Here is a 13,970-nt window from a genome sequence, read left to right on the forward strand (position 1 = left end):
GTCCTCCCGAGAGGTGCTGTCTCATGGGGTCCACCACGTCGTCCGCAGGCGGACGATCGTTCAGCAGGCGCTGGATACTCGGCGCCGGCGCCACCACCCTCCTCACCACCGGTCTCCCCGGCCTCACCGCGTGCGGCTCCGGCAGCGGCGCGGGCGGCGGCGACGGCGGCACGATCACCGCCTTCGTGTACGGCGACGACGCGGTGAAGGTCCAGCAGGCGGCCGTGGAGCGCTTCAACAAGTCGGCGGCCGCCAAGGAGGCGGGCGGCACCGTGAAGCTGGAGAAGGTCCCCGGCTCCGACTACTCCCCCAAGCTGCGGACGGCCATGGGCTCGCCCAGCGCCCCGGACGTCTTCTTCAACTGGGGCGGCGGCTCCATCCGGGCGTACGAGGAGGCGGGCAAGCTCCTCGACCTCACCGACACGATCAACGGCGACCCCGTGCTCAAGGACGGCTTCCTGCCCTCCGTCCTCGCGGCCGGCGACCTCAAGGGCCGCCACTACGGCATCCCGATGCGCGGCATGCAGCCCGTGATCCTCTTCTACAACAAGTCCGTCTTCGCCGAGCACAAGCTTGAGCCGCCCACCACCTGGGACCAGCTCCTCGACCTCAACGCCAAGCTGAAGAAGGCGAACATCACGCCCTTCGCGCTCGGCGGCTCCGACATCTGGCCCGAGCTGATGTGGCTGGAGTACCTGGTCGACCGCGTCGGCGGCCCCGAGGTCTTCCAGCGCATCCAGGACGGCGACGCGGAGGGCTGGGGCGACCCGGCCGTCCTCCAGGCCGCCGAGATGGTGAAGGAACTGGTCGACGGCGGCGCCTTCGGCGACAAGTTCACGTCCGTCTCGTACGTCAACGGCGGCGCGCCCGCGGTCTTCGCCAAGGGCAGGGCCGCGATGCACCTGATGGGCTCCTGGGAGTACTCGACGCAGCTCGGCAAGTTCCCCGACTTCGCCAAGCAGCACCTGGGCTGGGCGGCGTTCCCCGAGATCGAGGGCGGCACCGGCGACGTGCGCAACGTCGTCGGCAACCCGACCAACTACTGGTCCGTCAACTCCCGTACCCGCAACAAGGACCTGGCGATCGCGTTCCTCAAGGAGGCCGCCTCGGAGGCGTACGCCAAGGACCTGATCGACCTCGGAGACGTGCCGACGACCTCCAACGCGGCCAAGCTCCTCGACTCGGCCCCCAACCCCGAGTACGCCAGGTTCCAGTACGACATGGTCCAGCAGGCCCCCGCGTTCACCCTCTCCTGGGACCAGGCGCTCGGCGAGCTGGGCACCCCGATGCACACGGAGATCGGGAAGCTGTTCGCGGGGAAGTCGTCGCCGACCGAGTTCGTGGCGGCCTGCAAGGAGCTGAAGAAGTGAGCACCCGGACGAGGGTGGGCCGCCCGCACGCCGTCTGGGCCCTCCCCGGCGTCCTGTTCTTCGCCTTCTTCGCGGTCGTCCCGATGGCCCTCGCCTTCTATCTCTCCTTCACCACCTGGGACGGCCTGAGCGACCCGCGGCCCGTCGGCCTGGCCAACTGGCAGAAGCTCCTCGACGACCCACGCATGACCCAGTCGCTGTGGCTGACGATCCTGCTGACCGCCGCGAGCTGGGCCTTCCAGACGGTCGTGGCGCTGCTCCTCGGCGTCTGGGCGGCGGGCCCGCAACGCAACCGCGCCGTCCTCTCCGCGATCTTCTTCGTCCCGCTCCTGCTCTCCTCCACCGCCGTCGCCCTGCTTTTCTACGCCCTCCTCGACCCGAACTTCGGCATCATCCAGAAGGACACCCTGGGCTCCTCCAGCGGCGCGTTCCTCGCGATCGTGTTCGTCGGCGGCTGGCAGTTCATCCCCTTCCACACCCTCATCTACCAGGGCGGGGCCCGCCAGATCCCGCAGGTCCTCTACCAGGCGGCGGCCATCGACGGCGCCGGCCGCTACCGCCAGTTCTTCTCGATCACCCTGCCGCAGCTGCGCAACACCGTCATCACGTCCACCGTGCTGATCGTCGTCGGCTCACTGACGTACTTCGAAACGGTCCTGATCCTCACCAAGGGCGGCCCCGGCACGGACACGGCGATCCTGCCGTACCTGATGTACGAGGCGGGCTTCAAGAGCTACGACTTCGGCTACGCCAGCGCCATCGCGTCCTTCCTGGTCCTGGCGGCGACGGGCCTGTCCCTGCTCCTCGTCCGGCTGTCCGGCTTCGGCGCCATGCGCAGCACGCGGGAAGGGATCTGACGGCTCTCATGACCTACGACACCCTGTCCCGCCCGGCGAAGACGACGAGAGGCCAGGCGGCCCCGCCCCCGCCACCGAAGCGCCGCCGACGGCACTGGACGAAACGCGCCAACCCGGTGGCGGGCCTCGGCTCCGCCCTCTGGCTCGCGATCGTCGTCGTCCCCGTCTACGCGATGCTGTCGGCCTCCCTCACCCCGCAGGACCGCGCCCTCACCGGCAACCCCCTGAGCCCGCCGACCGACCCCACCCTCGACAACTACAACACCGTCCTGAACAGCGGCTTCGGCCACCTCCTCACCAACACGGCGATCGTGGCCGTGGCGGTCGTCGCCATCGTCCTGGTCCTCTCGATCCCCCTCGCCTACGTCGCCGTCCGCACCCGCGACCGCTGGTCCGGCGCCGCCTTCCGGCTGTTCCTGCTCGGCGTGGCGATCCCGGCGCAGGCAGTGGTCGTACCCCTCTATCTCCTGATCGCCCAACTCGACCTGTACGACACCCTGCTCGCCGTCATCCTCCCCACGGCGGCCTTCGCGATGCCGGTGTCGGTACTGGTCCTGGTCGGCACGCTGCGAGACGTCTCCGAGGACCTCTACGAGGCGATGGCCCTGGACGGTGCCACACCTCTGCGCATGCTGTTCCAGCTGACGATCCCGCTGGCCAAGGGCGGCATCAGCACGGTCGTCATCTACGCCGCCCTGCAGGCCTGGAACGGCTTCCTCTTCCCGCTGATCTTCACCCAGTCCGACGGCCCGCGCGTCCTCACCCTCGGCCTGTTCAACTACGTCAGCCAGTTCGGCGTGAACATCCCCGCCCTGCTCGCCTCGGTCGTCCTCTCGGGCGTCCCGATCTTCGCCGTCTACCTGGTGGCGCGGCGGGCACTGGTGGGCGGCCTGATGGGCGTCGGCGGCAAGTAGCGCTCCTCGTACTCTTCGTAGGCGTTCAACGACAGGAGTTTCATGACCACCGCCCCTTGGCGTGACCGCAACCTCCCCGCAGACGTCCGGGTCACGGACCTGCTCTCCCGGATGACCCTCGAAGAGAAGACCGCACAGCTGTACGGCGTGTGGGTGGGCGCCACCGCGGACGGCGACGGAGTGGCCCCCCACCAGCACGACATGACCGCCGACTACGACTTCGACGAGCTGATCCGGCACGGCCTCGGCCAGCTCACCCGCCCCTTCGGCACCGCCCCCGTCGACCCGGAGTCCGGCGCCCGCTCCCTGGCCCGCGCCCAGCGCCGGATCGCCGCGTCCGGCCGCTTCGGCATCCCGGCGATCGCCCACGAGGAGTGCCTCGCCGGCTTCACGGCGTGGCGCGCGACGGCGTACCCGGTCCCGCTCGCCTGGGGTGCGACCTTCAACCCCGCCCTGGTCGAGGAGATGGCCCGGCGGATCGGCGCCGACCTGCGCTCGGTCGGTGTGCACCAGGGCCTGGCGCCCGTGCTGGACGTGGTCCGCGACCCGCGGTGGGGACGGGTCGAGGAGACGATCGGCGAGGACCCGTACCTGGTCGGCACGATCGGCGCGGCGTACGTACGGGGCCTGGAGTCGACCGGCATCGTGGCCACGCTGAAGCACTTCGCCGGGTACGCCTCCTCCGCCGGCGCCCGCAACCTCGCTCCCGTACGGGCCGGAACCCGCGAGTTCGCGGACGTCACCCTGCCTCCCTTCGAACTGGCGCTGCGCGAGGGCGGCGCGCGTTCGGTGATGGCGGCGTACACGGAGACGGACGGAGTCCCGGCCTCGGCGGATCCGGGCCTGCTGACGGAACTCCTCCGCACCGAATGGAACTTCACCGGCACGGTGGTCTCGGACTACTTCGGCATCGGCTTCCTCCAGACCCTGCACCGCGTGGCGGGCAACACCGCCGAGGCCGCGCACGCGGCGCTGGCGGCCGGGATCGACGTAGAGCTGCCGACCCTGAAGTGCTACGGACAGCCGCTGGTGGAAGCGGTGCGGGCGGGCGAGGTACCGGAGTCACTGGTGGACCGGGCGGCGCGAAGGGTCCTGCTCCAGAAGTGCGAACTGGGCCTGCTGGACGAGGACTGGCAGCCGGAGCCGACAGAGGCTCCGATCGACCTGGACTCGACGGCGAACCGAGCCCTGGCCCGCCGCTTGGCGGAGGAGTCGGTGGTCCTGCTGGACAACCCCGACGGCGTACTGCCCCTCGCCCCCGACACCCGCATCGCCGTGATCGGCCCCCGAGCGGCGGACCCCCTGGCGATGCTCGGCTGCTATTCCTTCCCCTCCCACGTCCTCCCCCGCCACCCCGAGACCCGCACCGGCATCGAGATCCCGCCGCTGCTGGAAGCCCTGCGCGCGGAACTCCCGGACGCGAAGGTGACGTTCGCGGAGGGCTGCGGGGTCGCGGACCCGGACCCGTCCGGCATCGAGGAGGCGGTGACGCGGGCGGCGGAGGCGGATGTGTGCGTGGCGGTACTCGGCGACCGGGCGGGCCTCTTCGGCCGCGGCACGTCGGGCGAGGGCTGCGATGCGACCGACCTCCAGCTCCCAGGCATTCAGGCGGACTTGCTGGACGCCCTGGTGGCGACGGGTGTCCCGGTGGTCCTGGTCCTGCTCACCGGCCGCCCCTACGCACTGGGCCGCTGGCACGGCCGCCTGGGGGCGGTGGTGCAGGCGTTCTTCCCCGGCGAGGAGGGCGGCCCGGCGGTGGCGGGCGTCCTCTCCGGCCGCGTCAACCCCTCGGGCCGCCTCCCGGTGAGCGTGCCGCACGACCCGGGCGGCCAGCCGTGGACGTACCTCCAGCCCCCACTGGGCCTGGCGGGCGAGGTCAGCAACCTGGACCCGACGCCGCTGTATCCCTTCGGGCACGGGCGCTCGTACACGACGTTCGCGTGGGAGGACATGACCGACGGCACCCCGGAGATTCCCACGGACGGCTCGTACGACCTCTCGGTCACGGTCCGCAACACGGGCGACCGGACGGGCGCGGAGGTCGTCCAGCTCTACCTCCACGACCCGGTGGCGTCGGTGACGCGCCCGGACGTCCGCCTGATCGGCTACCGGCGACTGGAACTGGAGCCTGGGCAATCGCGCCGGGTGACCTTCCACTTCCACGCCGACCTGTCGTCGTTCACCGACCGCACGGGCGACCGGATCGTCGAACCGGGCGCACTGGAGCTGCGGTTGGCGGCGTCCAGCGCGGACGTACGGCACACGGCGCCGGTGCGGCTGGCGGGTCCGGCACGGGTGCTGGGGCGGGACCGGCGGTTGCTGTGCCCCACTTCGACGGAGGGCTGACGAACACATCCGCACATCCTGTCCACCCTCTCCTCACCTCCGGCCCCCGTGACACAATCCCTCGACACCTCAGCCCCGCCCGGCGCGAACCTCACGGGATCAGCATGGACATACGAACGTCACCCCTGCGTGCGTGGATGCTCGCCGCCGCCATGCTGGTCGTGGCCTGGCTGCCGACGGCCGTCGTCGGCGTGGCGCTGGTCCTCGCCGGGCTGGCATGGGCGCCGCACGCGGTCGTGCTGGTGCCGCTGACGCTGTTCGTGGCCGGGTTCGTCGGCGAGGCCATGCGGCGCGAACGGCTCCCGGGGAAGGCCCTCCGCCCAGGTGACGAGCCGGAGTTGGCGGCGCTGGTGCGGGACGTGGCGGGGCGGATCGGCTTCCGGGAACCGCTCCTCGTCCGGGTCGTTCCGACCGTCGACGCGTCGCTCGCGCCCACGAAGACCGCCGGGGGTCGCGCCTACGCCCTGCTCCTCGGCTACCCGCTGCTGCGCATGCTGAGCGCGGACCAGCTGGCGTCGGTGGTGGCGCACGAGCTGGCGCACGAAGAGCACGTACGCGACCGCCGTACCGCCGCCCTGCGCTTCGCGCGCCAGGTGCTCGCCGACCGCATGGACCGCCGTTTCCGCCCGCTCGCCGCACTGGCCGCACCGCTGCTGCGGGCATCCCAGCCGCCGATGTGGCGGGCGGAGCTGGCCGCCGACGCCGACGCCGCCCGGGTCACCGGAAGCGCGGCGACCGCTCAGGCGCTGCGGCGGACCGGGGTGCTGCACGAGGCGTTCGAGGGGCTCGGCAGCACCTGGTGGTCCGCACTCACCGAGGAGGACACGTATCCCGTGGACTTCTACGACGCCCTCGAAACCGCCGTGCGCGACCCTTACGTCGCGGCCCGCGCGGCCCGTGGCGTGGCCGAGGAGGACGCCGTCGACCCGTACGCCACGGCCGACCACCCACCCGCCGAACAGCGCCTCGCCGCGCTGCCGCCCGACGCCGTGGCTGCCGCCGCGTACGGCGCCGAACCCGTCACGTTGCGCGCCGCCGCGTCGATCGAGCGCTGGTGCCTCGGCGGACTGGCCGGGCTGGACGACACCGACCCCGACCCCGACGACGACCCGCGCCCCGTACGGCTCCTCGACATGACCCCGGACCAGCTCCACGACCTCGGCGACGAAACAGGCAAGGACCTCCTGCTGCTCGCAACCGGCGAGGAATCCCCCGAGCGGGCGCTGTCCGCCGCCCTGGACGCCCTCGCCGACGGCACCTGGCCGCGGCTGGCCGGGCTGCTGGAGCCCGGTCTGCGCCGGATGCCCGCCGCCGCCCGCACGACGGTCGCCCAAGCGGTACTGACCACCGCGCTCGCCCAGACGCTGAACGCCGTGCTGCCCCCGGCCGGCTGGACCCGCGCGCACCGCTGGCTGGCCACCGTGCTCACCGCGCCCGACGGCACGGTGACCGACCTCCACGAGCTGGCGGCGCAGGCCGTACGCGCCGGCGATCCGGCGCCGCTGCGGGCGCTGCTGACGGCGGCCGCGAAGACGCGGAAGGAGGCGGCCGCATGAACCCGGCGCCTCGCCCCGCCCTTCGCGTCGCCCTCCTCGGCGTGGCCGTGACGCTGCTCGGCTACGCCCTGTTCGCCGGCTGGCTCGGTGTGCACGCCCACGACTACGTCACCGCCCGCGACCGGGCCACGGCGACGGCCTCCGGTGTCGTCGTCGAGGACGGCATCGGCGACGAGGGCGACATCCGCGTGCGGTGGAGCGACGCGGCCGGCCACGTGCACGTGCAGCGCTTCGGGATCTACGACACCGACCGTTACGTCGAGGGCGAGCGGTTCCCGGTCGCCTACGACCCCGCCACCTCGGCCCCCCGGGGCTTCCCGGCCGATCCCGAGGAAACCGCGGCCGAGGACGACCTGCTGGTCCCCGTCTTCCTCGCCGGCGTCGTCGCCCTGTCTCTCCTGTGCGTGTGGGCCTGGCGCGGCCTGCGCTTCCGGCTGACGACACGGCGTCCGGGGCATGCCATGACGGCGACCGTGCGGACCGTGGAGCGCCTCGTGGCACTCGCCCGCGAGACGACCACTACCTGGCTGGTCCTGACCGGACCCGACGGCGAGGGCGGAACGACGACCCGCTGGCAGCGCGTCATGTGGCATCCGGCGCTGGCCGACTGCTCCGGCCCGGTCCCGGTGACCGTCCGCGGGTCCGGTCGCCGCCGCCGTCCGGTCGTGGTGGAACTCGCCGACGGCACCCGGCTGGTCCCCCTCGGCCGACTGCGCGACCACCGGCCGGCCGGTGAACTCCTCGACGCCGACGAGGCCGTACGCCCCGGCCCCCGGGACTACTTCGTCCTCCCCGCCGGTGCCGTCCCGCGCCCGGCCCGCCCGGGATGGCGCCCGGGCGCACTGACCGCCGCGTACGGCACCGGGGCCGGCATCGTCCTGGCCTTTCTGGTGGCCGAGGGCACCCCGACCTCCGTCGTCGGTTTCGCCCTGGCCCTCGGAACGCTGTCCGCGTCGGTCTGGGCCCTCTCGGCACCACAGCCGCAGCCGTAGCCGTGGCGACGGGCGGCTATGCGGCCCCGACCGACTCGAACCGCCACCGATGCACGGCCCGAGTCACCAACTCATCGTCCGGCTCCGGCAATTCGGGCACTTCGGCGTCATACGCCGCATCCCACCACGTGATGACCAGCACCCGGTCCTGCGGCGCGCGGAACGTCTCCCGGCGCAGCGGGCCGGGCTCCAGCCGCTGCTCGCGCGCCCACGCCAGCAGTTCCTCGCCCCGCCCCGGCACCGCCCGCGCCTCCCACATCAACGCGACCGTCACGAGTACAGGTTCCCCTTGCTGACCTCGTGCACATGGTCGTGGGAGTGCCCGGGCACATGCGGGTCCGTCACCGGGAGCGACGAGTCCGCCGACAGGTCCCAGCTCGACGCCGCACGCCCCCGCGCCACCATCTCCGCGCCCAGCGCCGCGACCATCGCCCCGTTGTCGGTGCACAGCTTGGGCCGGGGCACCCGCAGCCGGATGCCGGCCGCCTCGCAGCGCTCCTGGGCGAGGGCGCGCAGCCGGGAGTTGGCGGCGACGCCACCGCCGATCATCAGGTGGTCGACGCCCTCGTCGCGACAGGCCCGTACCGCCTTCCTCGTCAGGACGTCCACGACCGCCTCCTGGAAGGACGCCGCCACGTCGCGCACCGGCACGTCCTCCCCGGCCGCCCGCTTGGCCTCGATCCAGCGGGCCACGGCCGTCTTCAGGCCGGAGAAGGAGAAGTCGTACGCCGGGTCGCGAGGCCCGGTCAGGCCGCGCGGGAACGCGATCGCCTCGGGGTCGCCCTCGCGCGCGTACCGGTCGATGACCGGACCGCCGGGGAAGCCCAGGTTCAGCACCCGGGCGATCTTGTCGAAGGCCTCGCCGGCCGCGTCGTCGATGGTGGCGCCCATCGGCCGTACGTCCGAGGTGATGTCGGAGGACAGCAGCAGCGACGAGTGGCCGCCGGACACCAGCAGCGCCATCGTCGGCTCGGGCAGCGCCCCGTGCTCCAGCTGGTCGACGCAGATGTGCGAGGCGAGGTGGTTGACGCCGTAGAGGGGCTTGCCGAGCGCGTACGCGTACGCCTTCGCGGCCGATACGCCGACCAGCAGCGCGCCCGCCAGCCCCGGACCGGCCGTCACCGCGATGCCGTCGAGGTCCCTCGCGCTGACCCCGGCCTCCTTCAGCGCCCGGTCGATCGTCGGGATCATCGCCTCCAGGTGCGCGCGGGACGCGACCTCCGGCACCACACCGCCGAAGCGGGCGTGCTCGTCGACGCTGGAGGCGACGGCGTCCGCCAGCAGGGTGGTGCCGCGGACGACGCCGACGCCGGTCTCGTCGCAGGAGGTCTCGATCCCCAGGACCAGGGGTTCGTCAGCCATGTTGGATCTCGGTTCCTTGTACAGAGGTTGCGGGGTCGGTCAGGCGCATCACCAGGGCGTCCACGTTGCCGGGCTGGTAGTAGCCGCGCCGGAAACCGATGGCCTCGAAGCCGAAGCGCTCGTAGAGCTTCTGGGCGCGGACGTTGTCGACCCGGCATTCGAGCATCACCTCGGCGCACTCGAACGCGGTCGCCGCCCGCAGCAGTTCGGTCAGCAGCCGCCCGCCGAGGCCGGTGCCCCAGTAGTCCCGGGCGACGGCCATCGTCTGGATGTCGGCGATGTCCCCGGCGGAGGCGAGCCCGGCGTACCCGGCGATCCGGTCGCCGTCCTGAGCGACGATGTACCGCCGGCTCGCCCCGGGGCCGCGCGCGTGGGCGAGCTCGGACCAGAACATGCCCCGCGACCAGGCGTCGTCGGGGAACAGATCCCGCTCCAGCTCCAGTACGGGATCGATGTCCCACCAGCGCATCTCGCGCAGCACGGGCGTCACGGACTCGGTCACTTCGGGGTGACCACCTTGTAGTTCTTGGGCACCTGGGCGTCCGGGCGGCGCAGATACAGCGGCCGGGCGGGCGGCAGTTCCTCGCCCTTGTCCAGCCGCTCGACGGCCAGCCGGGCGAGTGCGGCGGCGGACACATGCTCCGGCTCGTGCGCGACCGGGAAGGTGTCCGGGTAGAGCAGCGCGCCCGCGCCGATCGCGGGCAGGTCCCTGACCTGCTCGGCGATGTCGGCGGGCCGGTCGACGGCCGGGTCGGTGACGCGGGTGCGGGAGTCGTCGTACCGCGCCCAGTAGACCTCCTTGCGCCGGGCGTCGGTCGCCACGACGAAGGGGCCCTCCATGTCGGCCGCGTAGGCGAGGCCGTCCAGGGTGCACACGCCGTGCACGGGCACACCGAGCGCGAGCCCGAAGGTGTCGGCGGTCATCAGCCCGACGCGCAGCCCGGTGTACGGCCCCGGGCCGATCCCTACGACGATGCCGGTGACGGCGTCCAGTTTCAGCCCGGCGTCCGTCAGGACGCGGTCGACGGCCGGAAGCAGCAGCTCACCGTGCCGGCGGGCGTCCAGTTGGCTGGACGAGGCGATGACGTCCGTGCCGTCGTGCAGGGCGACGGTCACGGCGGGGGTGGCGGTATCCAGAGCGAGCAAGAGCACGCAAACAGCCTACGGCTCCTGGTGCCCGGTGGCGGACGCCGTGGCGGACGCGGGCCACGGATGCTCCGACACGGTGCCCGATGGCGGGCAGCCGCCCGGGTCCACGCCGCCAGTACTGCTACCGTCACCTACCGTAACCACACGTCAGGACATACAGGACATACGACGCGGAGGAGGGCGCCGTGGCCAGCACCAGCGCCGGAATCGTGACCGGGCTGACGGCGGCCGCCCTCGCGGCGGTCGGGTTCCTCGCCTACCAGGCGGCGGCAACCGTACCGGCCGAGCTGAGCGCATCGCCGAACAGCCCCGGCGGCTCACCCGCGGCGACCGCGTCCAAGGCCCCCCGCGACAGACGGCACCCCACCGCCCTGCCCGGCGGCTCCGGCACCGGCGAACGGGTCGTGTACTCGCTCGACGACGACCGGGTGTGGCTGGTCGGCCCGCGCAACAGGGTCCAGCGCACCTTCAAGGTCATGCCCAGCCCGGTCGACCCGCCGCCGGGCACCTACGCGGTGACGTCCCGCACGGGCGCGACCACCGGCTCCGACGGCACGCCCGTCGAGCACGTCGTCCGCTTCACCAGCGTCGACGGCGTGGTCATCGGCTTCAGCGCGGCGGTGGACGGCGCGGCCCCGCCACCCGACCCGGCGGTGCGGACGGGGGGTATCCGGGAGAAGCGGGCGGACGGGGACGCGATGTGGCAGTTCGCGACGATCGGGCAGAAGGTCGTCGTCATCCGGTAGCCCGTACGAGCGACCTGGTCCGTGGCCCGCGCCAGCGTTCTTCTCCGGTGGCCCGCGCCGGCGGTCTTCTCCGGTGGCCCGTGCCATGGCCTCATCCGGTAGCCCGTGGTGGCGGCTTCATCCGGTAGCCCGTGCCAGCGAACTCATCCATCCGGTAACCCGTGCTTGCGGCCGCATCCAGTAGCCCGTGCGGCGGCTTCATCCGTTAGCCCAGGCCAGCGAACTCACCCAGCAGCCCATGCTTGCGGCCGCATCCAGTAGCCCGTGTGGCGGCCACCTCCGCTAGCCCGTACCAGCGAACTCACCCAGCAGCCCATGCTTGCGGCCGCACCCAATAGCCCGCGGTGGCAGCCTCCTCCGTCAGCCCGTACCAGCGAACTCATCCAGCAGCCCATGCTTGCGGCCGCGTCCAGTAGCCGTACTGCGCGGCCTCATCCGGCAGCCCGTGCCGGCGACCTCACCCACCCGGTAGCCGTGCTACGCGGCCTCGCGCTGGTTCACCGGCTGTTCGGGAGCCGGGGGCTCCGGTGCGCGCGGGGGCGTGGAGATCGCGTGCGCGGCGGCGCAGGACGCCAGCAGATCGCGCATGGACACCCCGGCGGGCGCGCCGGGCCGCGGCTGCGGCGTGCGGTCCGTGGTCGACATGGACGCCTCCTGAGGGCCGGGGGCGGAGGTGGTCGGGCGCAACTTAGGTACACCTAACTACCGACTGGATACCATGTGACCACGCCCGAGACCTCGGACGCAATATGTTGCCGACGTGATGTCGGAACGTTCGTCGAAATCCCGGGCGATTTATCGGACCCCCGAGCCGGGCCACGGCTTCACGCCGACACCGAACCCAGATCCACCGCCGTCCACCGCTCGCCGACGCCCGTGAGCGTCACGTGCCGTACCTCGTCCGTCGTGTCCCCCACCGCCCGGTGGATCGTGACGTGCAGCCGGTCCTCGGTCAGCTCCTCGACCTTGCCCTCGCCCCACTCCACCACGACCACCGACTCGGGCAGCGAGACGTCGAGGTCGAGGTCCTCCATCTCGTCCAGCCCACCGCCCAGGCGGTACGCGTCGACATGGAGGAGCGGCGGCCCGTCCCCGAGGGACGGATGTACGCGCGCGATCACGAACGTCGGCGAGGTGACCGCCCCGCGCACGCCGAGCCCCTCGCCGAGCCCCCGGGTCAGCGTGGTCTTGCCCGCGCCAAGCTCCCCGCTGAGCATGACCAGGTCACCGGCGCGCAGCAGTTTGGCGAGCCGGCGCCCGAGGTCACGCATCTGCTCGGGCGAGTGGACGATCAGCTCGGTCTCAGCCGGGTTGTGCGGTGCCGCTGGTGCTTCCATAGCCACCCACGGTAGCCCCTGCCGGCACGGCACCCGCGCGGGTGAGCAGGTCGGCGAGCCGGTCGGTGACCACTTCCGGGTGTTCCAGCATCACCAGATGCCCCGCGTCGGGTACGAGGACCAGTTCCGCGTCCGGGAGCAGATCGGCGATGGCCTCGCTGTGCTCGCTCGGCGTGACGAGATCCTTGAGCCCCGCCAGCACCAGCACCGGCAGATCCGCGAAGTGGGCGAGCGCCTCGGTCTTGTCGTGGTCGGTGAACGCCGGATAGAACTCGGCGACCACGTCGATCGGCGTGCCCTCGATCATCCGCTCGGCGAACCGCGCGACGGCCGGGTCGATGTCCCGGGAGGCGAACGAGTACCGCTTGATGATCCCGGCGAACAGATCGGCGACCGCCCGCCGCCCCTTCTCCACCAGCTCCGCCTGCTGCCCCAGCGCCCGCAGCACCCCGGGCAGCACGCGCCGCACCGCGTTGACGCCCGCGACGGGCAGCCCGAAGTTGACCTCGCCGAGCCTCCCCGACGACGTACCGACGAGTGCGACCGCGACCACCCGCTCCCGGATCAGCTCCGGGTACTGCGCGGCCAGCGCCATCATCGTCATGCCGCCCATGGAGTGCCCGACCAGCACGATCGGCCCCTCCGGCACGGCCGCGTCGATCACGGCCTTCAGATCTCGGCCGAGCTGGTCGATGGTGACCGGCGCACCGTCCTGGACCTGCGACTCCCCGCGCTCGGACCGGCCGTGGCTGCGCTGGTCCCAGTGCACGGTCCGTACGACACCCCGCAGCGCCGCCCGCTGGAAGTGCCAGGAGTCCTGGTTGAGGCAGTAGCCGTGACTGAAGACGACGGTGACCGGCGCGGGCGCCTTGCGGCCGAACAGCCGACGCCGCCGCGGTGACACGCCCGCCTCGACCTCGACCTCGTCGACCTCGTAGTACAGCTCCGTGCCGTCGTCGGCGTTCGCCCGCCCGGGCGTGCCGCGCAGCGCGCCGTACGGCCCCGTCGAGTCGAGGGCGAGCCGGGCCTTTTGGCGCATCCCCCGGCCGACGGTCATCCGCTCTATCGCGACCCCGGCGGCCGCGCCGGCGGCGATCACCCCTATGGCGGCTCCGGCGATACCGGTCACCTTGCGCCAGTTTCCGGCCACCCCCGTGGCGGAAGCGACGGCCGCGGCGGCGTTGACGACGCCCTCCGCACTGCTCTCGCTCACGTACCGCTCCTCTTCGCCGGATTGTTGTCGTTGGTCATCGGATCAGGTTCGTCGGTGGGTCAGGTTCGTCGGTGGGTCAGGTGGTGCTGGTGCTTCTGATGGCCGAACCCCGGGACGGGTTACCCGTC

At 72.4% G+C, this 13,970-nt stretch carries 14 protein-coding genes; 7 read left to right on the forward strand and 7 right to left on the reverse strand.

Going from position 1 to position 13,970, the window contains the following annotated elements; all coding sequences use genetic code 11:
• The first annotated feature begins 23 nt into the window (after window positions 1–23).
• The 6 genes from HJD23_RS15845 (at window position 24) to HJD23_RS15870 (ending at window position 8,035) form a co-directional block, all read left to right on the forward strand.
• Entirely contained in the window at window positions 24–1,370 is a 1,347-nt protein-coding gene (locus HJD23_RS15845; protein WP_171117511.1) for an extracellular solute-binding protein, read from the forward strand.
• Entirely contained in the window at window positions 1,367–2,227 is an 861-nt protein-coding gene (locus HJD23_RS15850) for a sugar ABC transporter permease (RefSeq protein ID WP_240980725.1), read from the forward strand. The genes HJD23_RS15845 and HJD23_RS15850 overlap by 4 nt, the downstream gene beginning before the upstream one ends.
• A gap of 8 nt (window positions 2,228–2,235) precedes the next feature.
• On the forward strand, window positions 2,236–3,141 hold the full coding sequence (locus tag HJD23_RS15855) for a carbohydrate ABC transporter permease (RefSeq protein ID WP_171117509.1): 906 nt from the start codon (window positions 2,236–2,238) through the stop codon (window positions 3,139–3,141).
• Between the two features lie 42 nt (window positions 3,142–3,183).
• Window positions 3,184–5,487, forward strand: coding sequence for a glycoside hydrolase family 3 N-terminal domain-containing protein (locus HJD23_RS15860; RefSeq protein ID WP_171117506.1), 2,304 nt, complete (start codon window positions 3,184–3,186; stop codon window positions 5,485–5,487).
• Between the two features lie 104 nt (window positions 5,488–5,591).
• Window positions 5,592–7,043 (forward strand): M48 family metallopeptidase, encoded by a 1,452-nt coding sequence (locus tag HJD23_RS15865; RefSeq protein WP_171117504.1) that lies wholly within the window; start codon window positions 5,592–5,594, stop codon window positions 7,041–7,043.
• Window positions 7,040–8,035 carry a hypothetical protein gene (locus HJD23_RS15870; protein ID WP_171117502.1) on the forward strand — a complete coding sequence of 332 codons (996 nt, stop codon included), beginning with the start codon at window positions 7,040–7,042 and terminating at the stop codon, window positions 8,033–8,035. The genes HJD23_RS15865 and HJD23_RS15870 overlap by 4 nt, the downstream gene beginning before the upstream one ends.
• Before the next feature lie 16 nt (window positions 8,036–8,051).
• On the opposite strand, the gene HJD23_RS15875 is transcribed toward HJD23_RS15870, so the two are convergent.
• Genes HJD23_RS15875 through tsaB form a run of 4 tightly spaced genes read right to left on the reverse strand, consistent with a single transcriptional unit; the run spans window position 8,052 to window position 10,549 of the window.
• Window positions 8,052–8,309: a hypothetical protein gene (locus tag HJD23_RS15875; protein WP_171117500.1), complete on the reverse strand. Its 258-nt coding sequence runs from the start codon at window positions 8,307–8,309 to the stop codon at window positions 8,052–8,054.
• Window positions 8,306–9,397: a tRNA (adenosine(37)-N6)-threonylcarbamoyltransferase complex transferase subunit TsaD gene (gene tsaD / locus HJD23_RS15880; RefSeq protein WP_171117498.1), complete on the reverse strand. Its 1,092-nt coding sequence runs from the start codon at window positions 9,395–9,397 to the stop codon at window positions 8,306–8,308. Before tsaD ends, HJD23_RS15875 begins: the two co-directional genes overlap by 4 nt.
• Window positions 9,390–9,899 carry a ribosomal protein S18-alanine N-acetyltransferase gene (gene rimI, locus HJD23_RS15885; RefSeq protein ID WP_180686307.1) on the reverse strand — a complete coding sequence of 170 codons (510 nt, stop codon included), beginning with the start codon at window positions 9,897–9,899 and terminating at the stop codon, window positions 9,390–9,392. The genes tsaD and rimI overlap by 8 nt, the downstream gene beginning before the upstream one ends.
• Window positions 9,896–10,549 (reverse strand): tRNA (adenosine(37)-N6)-threonylcarbamoyltransferase complex dimerization subunit type 1 TsaB, encoded by a 654-nt coding sequence (gene tsaB / locus HJD23_RS15890; RefSeq protein WP_171117496.1) that lies wholly within the window; start codon window positions 10,547–10,549, stop codon window positions 9,896–9,898. The genes rimI and tsaB overlap by 4 nt, the downstream gene beginning before the upstream one ends.
• Before the next feature lie 182 nt (window positions 10,550–10,731).
• Between tsaB and HJD23_RS15895 the strand changes: the two genes are divergently transcribed.
• On the forward strand, window positions 10,732–11,292 hold the full coding sequence (locus HJD23_RS15895; RefSeq protein ID WP_171117494.1) for a hypothetical protein: 561 nt from the start codon (window positions 10,732–10,734) through the stop codon (window positions 11,290–11,292).
• A 477-nt stretch (window positions 11,293–11,769) separates the two neighbouring features.
• Here HJD23_RS15895 and HJD23_RS15900 read toward each other — a convergent pair whose 3' ends face one another.
• From HJD23_RS15900 to HJD23_RS15910, 3 genes are all read right to left on the reverse strand, one after another.
• Window positions 11,770–11,937 (reverse strand): hypothetical protein, encoded by a 168-nt coding sequence (locus tag HJD23_RS15900; protein ID WP_171117492.1) that lies wholly within the window; start codon window positions 11,935–11,937, stop codon window positions 11,770–11,772.
• Window positions 11,938–12,116: 179 nt separating this feature from the next.
• Entirely contained in the window at window positions 12,117–12,629 is a 513-nt protein-coding gene (gene tsaE / locus HJD23_RS15905) for a tRNA (adenosine(37)-N6)-threonylcarbamoyltransferase complex ATPase subunit type 1 TsaE (RefSeq protein ID WP_171117490.1), read from the reverse strand.
• Window positions 12,595–13,842 carry an alpha/beta hydrolase gene (locus tag HJD23_RS15910; protein WP_171117488.1) on the reverse strand — a complete coding sequence of 416 codons (1,248 nt, stop codon included), beginning with the start codon at window positions 13,840–13,842 and terminating at the stop codon, window positions 12,595–12,597. Before HJD23_RS15910 ends, tsaE begins: the two co-directional genes overlap by 35 nt.
• Window positions 13,843–13,970 lie beyond the last annotated feature (128 nt).

This window comes from Streptomyces sp. Z423-1, assembly GCF_013009255.1.
Lineage (GTDB): Bacteria > Actinomycetota > Actinomycetes > Streptomycetales > Streptomycetaceae > Streptomyces > Streptomyces gossypiisoli.

Excerpts from the sequence above, each read along its gene's own strand:
- HJD23_RS15845 (WP_171117511.1), top strand. The coding sequence starts at position 24 with ATGGGGTCCACCACGTCGTCCGCAGGCGGACGATCGTTCAGCAGGCGC.
- HJD23_RS15855 (WP_171117509.1), top strand. The coding sequence starts at position 2,236 with ATGACCTACGACACCCTGTCCCGCCCGGCGAAGACGACGAGAGGCCAG.
- HJD23_RS15860 (WP_171117506.1), top strand. The coding sequence starts at position 3,184 with ATGACCACCGCCCCTTGGCGTGACCGCAACCTCCCCGCAGACGTCCGG.
- HJD23_RS15865 (WP_171117504.1), top strand. The coding sequence starts at position 5,592 with ATGGACATACGAACGTCACCCCTGCGTGCGTGGATGCTCGCCGCCGCC.
- HJD23_RS15870 (WP_171117502.1), top strand. The coding sequence starts at position 7,040 with ATGAACCCGGCGCCTCGCCCCGCCCTTCGCGTCGCCCTCCTCGGCGTG.
- tsaD (WP_171117498.1), bottom strand. The coding sequence starts at position 9,397 with ATGGCTGACGAACCCCTGGTCCTGGGGATCGAGACCTCCTGCGACGAG.
- HJD23_RS15900 (WP_171117492.1), bottom strand. The coding sequence starts at position 11,937 with ATGTCGACCACGGACCGCACGCCGCAGCCGCGGCCCGGCGCGCCCGCC.
- tsaE (WP_171117490.1), bottom strand. The coding sequence starts at position 12,629 with ATGGAAGCACCAGCGGCACCGCACAACCCGGCTGAGACCGAGCTGATC.